The 5,383-nt window shown below is 70.9% G+C and carries 6 protein-coding genes; all 6 read left to right on the top strand.

Features of this window, described 5'->3' with window-relative positions; all coding sequences use genetic code 11:
* Nucleotides 1-788, top strand: a 788-nt coding sequence (locus CCN33_RS24430) for a DUF881 domain-containing protein (protein ID WP_107483982.1), incomplete at its 5' end; no start/stop codon positions are given.
* An 82-nt stretch (nucleotides 789-870) separates the two neighbouring features.
* Nucleotides 871-1,743: an FHA domain-containing protein gene (locus CCN33_RS24435; RefSeq protein WP_086695646.1), complete on the top strand. Its 873-nt coding sequence runs from the start codon at nucleotides 871-873 to the stop codon at nucleotides 1,741-1,743.
* A gap of 43 nt (nucleotides 1,744-1,786) precedes the next feature.
* A complete protein-coding gene (ftsR, locus tag CCN33_RS24440) occupies nucleotides 1,787-2,524 on the top strand; it encodes a transcriptional regulator FtsR (RefSeq protein ID WP_086695647.1) in 738 nt (245 codons plus the stop codon).
* 97 nt (nucleotides 2,525-2,621) lie between these two features.
* Complete coding sequence (locus CCN33_RS24445; RefSeq protein WP_004002801.1) at nucleotides 2,622-3,095, top strand: bifunctional nuclease family protein; 474 nt, start codon at nucleotides 2,622-2,624, stop codon at nucleotides 3,093-3,095.
* Nucleotides 3,096-3,360: 265 nt separating this feature from the next.
* Nucleotides 3,361-4,044, top strand: coding sequence for a MerR family transcriptional regulator (locus tag CCN33_RS24450; protein WP_086695648.1), 684 nt, complete (start codon nucleotides 3,361-3,363; stop codon nucleotides 4,042-4,044).
* A 76-nt stretch (nucleotides 4,045-4,120) separates the two neighbouring features.
* Nucleotides 4,121-5,383 (top strand): DNA polymerase IV (locus CCN33_RS24455; RefSeq protein ID WP_086695649.1); only part of this gene is annotated, 1,263 nt, incomplete at its 3' end.

Genomic DNA, 5,383 nt, shown 5'->3' on the forward strand with positions numbered 1-5,383 from the left:
CGCCCCGGCCGGCCCCCGAGCCCGCTCCCGCGGAGCCGGTGCCGGAGCAGGCGGCCCAGCCGCAGCTCACCGGGCGTCAGCGGCTGATCGACGGTCTCTGGCCGCCCCGGCTGACGCGCGCCCAACTGATCGTGGCGCTGCTGCTGTTCGGGCTCGGCTTCGGACTGGCCGTGCAGGTGGCCTCCAACAGCGACGGCGACAGCGCGCTGCGCGGGGCCCGCCAGGAGGATCTGGTCCGCATCCTCGATGAACTGGACGACCGTACCCAGCGTCTTGAGGACGAGAAGCAGGGGCTGGAGAAGCAGCGTCAGGAGTTGCAGAGCAGCTCCGACCAGGCCGCGGAGGCGCGCAGGCAGACCGCCGAGAAGGAGCGTCAACTCGGCATACTCGCGGGCACCGTGGGCGCGACCGGTCCCGGCATCACGATGACCGTCCAGGACACGAAGGGAGCTGTCGAGTCCGACATGCTGCTCGACGCGATCCAGGAGCTGCGCGCGGCCGGTGCCGAGGCGATAGAGGTCAACGGGGTGCGCGTGGTGGCGAACACCTACTTCTCGGACACGGACGGTAGCGTCGCGGTCGACGGGAACAAGATCAACGCCCCTTATCGTTTCCAGGTCATCGGCAAGCCGCAGGACCTCGAACCGGCGTTGAACATCCCTGGAGGCGTGGTGCAGAGCTTGGAGAAGGAGCAGGCCACGGTGAGTGTGGAGCGGTCGGACAAGATCGTCGTGGATGCCTTGCGGCAAGCGAAGCTGCCTGACTACGCTCGGTCGTCCTCGCGGTGAACCGGCGGTGCATGGGCGGCGTCGGGCGGGGGCATGAGGTTGCGGGGGGTCGCCGCACCGAAGGGGTGGTGCGTGGTGGAAACTGTCGGGTGGATACGGACGTTGTGAAGATGTCCGGATCGGTCGGTGTAGGCATTCTGGGTTCGTCCTGCCCCACGGGCGGGTCTGTTTCGGTCAAGGGGAATCGCCCGTGAAGTTGTTTGGGAAGTTGTTCGGCAAGAGCGCGCGAGAGGGCAACGAGAACGCGACGGCCCGTCATCGCGCACAGCCCGACGAGGAAGGGCAGCGTCCGCTGTTCCGGGACCAGGTGGCTGGTCCGGGTGGTGGCACTTCCGGGGGACAGGGCGCGGCGTCCGTTGACCCTGGCCAGGGCGGCGGCATAGGTTTCGGGCAACCGTCGCGGCAGGAGGCTCCGTCCATGTCGGCCCTGGTGTGTACGAGGTGCGGGAACCGCAACGCGGAGAACGCCCGTTTCTGCTCCCACTGCGGCGCGCCCCTGCGTCCCGGTGTGACGCCGGAGCGTCCGTCGGAGACCACGTCCACGATCTCCATCTCCGGCATCGAGGCGTACGACTCCGAGGTCACCGGTCAGACGGCGATGCCGATGCTGTCTCCCGAGGCGCAGGCGGCGGTCGACGCGCTGCCGGTCGGCTCGGCGCTGCTGGTGGTCCGCCGGGGTCCGAACTCCGGCAGCCGTTTCCTCCTGGACAGTGACCTGACCACGGCGGGGCGTCACCCGCAGAGCGACATCTTCCTGGACGACGTGACGGTCTCCCGCAGCCATGTGGAGTTCCGCCGCTCGCCCGACGGTTCCTTCACGGTGGCCGACGTGGGCAGCCTGAACGGCACCTACGTCAACCGCGAGCGGATCGACCAGGTGGCGCTGGCCAACGGTGACGAGGTGCAGATCGGCAAGTACCGGCTGGTCTTCTACGCGAGCCGGCAAGGAGTCTGACCCACCCCCGGACGCCCGTCCGGGGGAACCTCAGGGAAGGTCCATGCTTCAAACACCGAGCGGCGGTGCCGGAAGCGGTACCGCCGCCAGGGACAGTGGGCTGATGAGCATCGGCACGGTGCTGAACGTGCTGCGCGACGAGTTCCCCGAAGTCACCATCTCCAAGATCCGCTTTCTGGAGTCGGAGGGGCTCATCGAGCCGCAGCGGACCCCCTCGGGGTACCGCAAGTTCAGCCCCCGTGACGTGGAACGCCTCGGCCACGTCCTCAGGATGCAGCGGGACCACTATCTGCCGCTCAAGGTGATCCGGGAGCATCTGGACGCCATGGAGCGCGGCGAGGCCGCCCCGCTGCCCGTCGTCGGCCGGCAGCGCAGCGGCGACGACGACCCCGAGGAGGCCGAGCGGTCCACGGTCGCCCGGATCGGCCGCGACGAACTGCTGGCCGCGGCGGACATCGGCGAGGCCGAACTCCACGAGTGGGAGTCGTACGGGCTCCTCGCCCCCCTGGCCGACGGCGTGTACGACGCCGAGGCCGTCACCGTGGCCGCGCTGGTGGCCGAACTGGGCCGGTTCGGCATCGAGCCCCGCCATCTGCGGGTGATGAAGGCGGCCGCCGAGCGCGAGGCGGGGCTGGTCGACCAGGTCGTCGCCCCCCTGAAGCGGCACCGCAACCCGCAGACCAGAACGCTCGCCGAGGCCCGTACCAGGGAGCTGGCGGCGCTCACCATGAAGCTGCACTCGGCTCTGGTGAAGGCCGCGCTCGGGATGCGGCTGCCCTGAGGGGCGGAGTGCCCCGACCCGGTCGGCTTGCGCCGGATCGCCCACCTGTTCCCGGCCCGACTACCCAAACGTCCCGAGCACGGCCTAGGGTTGCTGTGTGAACGAGCTCGATGTCGTAGGTGTCCGGGTCGAAATGCCCTCCAACCAACCGATCGTGCTCCTGCGCGAAGTGGGAGGCGACCGCTACCTCCCCATCTGGATCGGGCCGGGGGAGGCGACCGCGATCGCCTTCGCCCAGCAGGGCATGGCTCCCGCGCGGCCGCTGACGCACGACCTGTTCAAGGACGTGCTGGAGGCGGTCGGCCAGGAGCTGACCGAAGTACGCATCACCGATCTGCGAGAGGGTGTCTTCTACGCGGAGCTGGTATTCGCCAGCGGGGTCGAGGTGAGCGCGCGGCCGTCCGACGCCATAGCGCTCGCCCTGCGCACCGGCACGCCGATCTACGGCAGTGACGGGGTGCTGGACGACGCGGGCATCGCCATCCCGGACGAGCAGGAGGACGAGGTGGAGAAGTTCCGCGAGTTCCTCGACCAGATCTCGCCCGAGGACTTCGGTACCAGCAGCCAGTGACGCCGCGGGCCGGCCGGGTGGACGAAGGGTCCGCTTCCGGCCGGCTCGTGGCACGCTGTGACGCCCGAAGCGAGGGCACATGCCAACGTCCCGTGAGAGCGTCCTACGCGTCTCCGCGAGCGCATTCGGCTAGCCTTTCCCCGCGGTGGGACACGAGAAACCACTCTCAGGGTGATTATCACTCGGCGTGCCGAGTGTGGCGATCGTTGACGCACCCCTGGTGACTGCCTACCGTCGACAAGGCAGGTCAAGGACGGAGGTCGGCGTGAGGATGAGCGGCGACGGTACGGCTGGGGGTGCCCCCGGACACGGTTTCGGGGACAGCGGCCCGTACCTTCCCCCGAGCGCACGGTTTCGGCCGGGCGGGGGACACCCACAGCTCGGCGGCGTGGCCGATCACGCTCCGCAGCGGCCGACGGTGGTGCCTGACGGTGAAGGGGCGGCGGCCATGACGTCCGAGGAGATCGGATACCGCGGTCCCACGGCCTGTGCGGCCGCCGGGATCACCTACCGGCAGCTCGACTACTGGGCCCGTACGGGACTGGTCGAGCCCAGCGTGCGCCCCGCGCACGGATCGGGCACGCAGCGGCTGTACAGCTTCCGCGACGTGGTCGTGCTGAAGATCGTCAAGCGGTTCCTGGACACCGGCGTCTCGCTCCAGAACATCCGCTCGGCCGTGCAGCACCTCAGGGAGCGCGGATTCCGCGACCTGGAGCGCATGACCCTGATGAGCGACGGCGCCATGGTGTACGAGTGCACCTCCCCGGACGAGGTCCACGCGCTGCTCCAGGGCGGCCAGGGCATCTTCGGGATCGCCGTCGGCGTGGTCTGGCGGGACGTGGAGAGCGCCCTGTCGCAGCTCCACGGCGAGCGCGTCGACACCGGCGAGACGCTCATCGGGCACAACCCGGCCGACGAACTGGCCCGGCGGCGCAACCGCGCCGTCTGAGACCGGCCGGCACCGTTTTCCACAGGGCGCCCCCGCGCGGGGGCTGTTGTCAGTGGCGTGGTGCAGCATCGGACCTGTGAGAAACGCGCCCACCATCCTCCATCTCGACATGGACGCCTTCTTCGCCTCGGTGGAGCAGGCGTCCAAGCCGAGCCTGCGCGGGAAGGCCGTCGTGGTGGGCGGGATCGGGCCGCGCGGAGTGGTGGCCACCGCGTCCTACGAGGCACGGGTGTTCGGGGTGCACTCGGCGATGCCCACCGCCCAGGCCAGGCGGCTCGCGCCGAACGCCGCCTACCTCACGCCGCGCTTCGCGCTGTACCGGTCGATCAGCGACCAGGTGATGGCGCTGCTGCGAGAGCTGTCCCCACTGGTGGAGCCGCTGAGCCTGGACGAGGCGTTCGTGGACCTGGAGGCCGGCGACGCCGCCTGGGACGAGGCGTCGGCGCGCGAGACCGGGGCCCGGCTGCGGGCGGACATCCGGGCGGTGACGGGGCTGACCGGGTCGGTGGGGCTCGCCGCCTCCAAGATGCTGGCCAAGATCGCCTCGGAGCGGGCCAAGCCCGACGGCCTGGTCCTCATCGAACCGGGCACCGAGCGCGCCCTGCTGTCCCCGATGCCGGTCCGCACCCTGCCCGGGGTCGGCCCCGCCACCGGCGACCATCTCCGGCGCGCCGGGATCACCACCGTGCTGGAGCTGTCCGAGGCGGGCGAGGACGAACTGGTCCGGCTGCTCGGCAAGGCCCATGGACACGCGCTGTACGCGATGGCGCTGGCCCGTGACGACCGGCCGGTGGTGGCCGAACGAGAGGCGAAGTCGGTGTCGGTGGAGGACACCTACGCCGTCGACATCCACGACCGGCTGCGCATCGGCCTGGAGGTCCGCCGCCTCGCCGACCGCTGCGTACGGCGGCTGCGCGGCGCGGGGCTGTCCGGGCGCACCATCGTGCTCAAGGTGCGGCGGTACGACTTCTCCACCCTGACCCGCTCCGAGACGCTGCGGGGGCCCACGGACGACCCCTCGGTCATCCGGGAGGCGGCCGCGCGGCTGCTGGACTCCGTCGACACCACGGGCGGGGTGCGGCTGCTGGGTGTCGGCGTGTCCGGGCTGGCCGACTACACGCAGGAGGACCTGTTCGCCCAGGCGGCCGGGGAACTGGCCGAGGAGACGCCGGAGGAGAGCGCCCCCGACTTCGGCCCGGAGAGAGCCGGGCCCGCCGCACCGGAGTGGCGGGCGGGCCAGGACGTACGGCACCCGGAGTACGGGCACGGGTGGGTGCAGGGCAGCGGCCTGGGGCGGGTCACCGTGCGCTTCGAGACCCCGCTCTCCGCGCCGGGCCGG

The organism is Streptomyces recifensis, from assembly GCF_002154615.1.
GTDB lineage: Bacteria > Actinomycetota > Actinomycetes > Streptomycetales > Streptomycetaceae > Streptomyces > Streptomyces griseoluteus.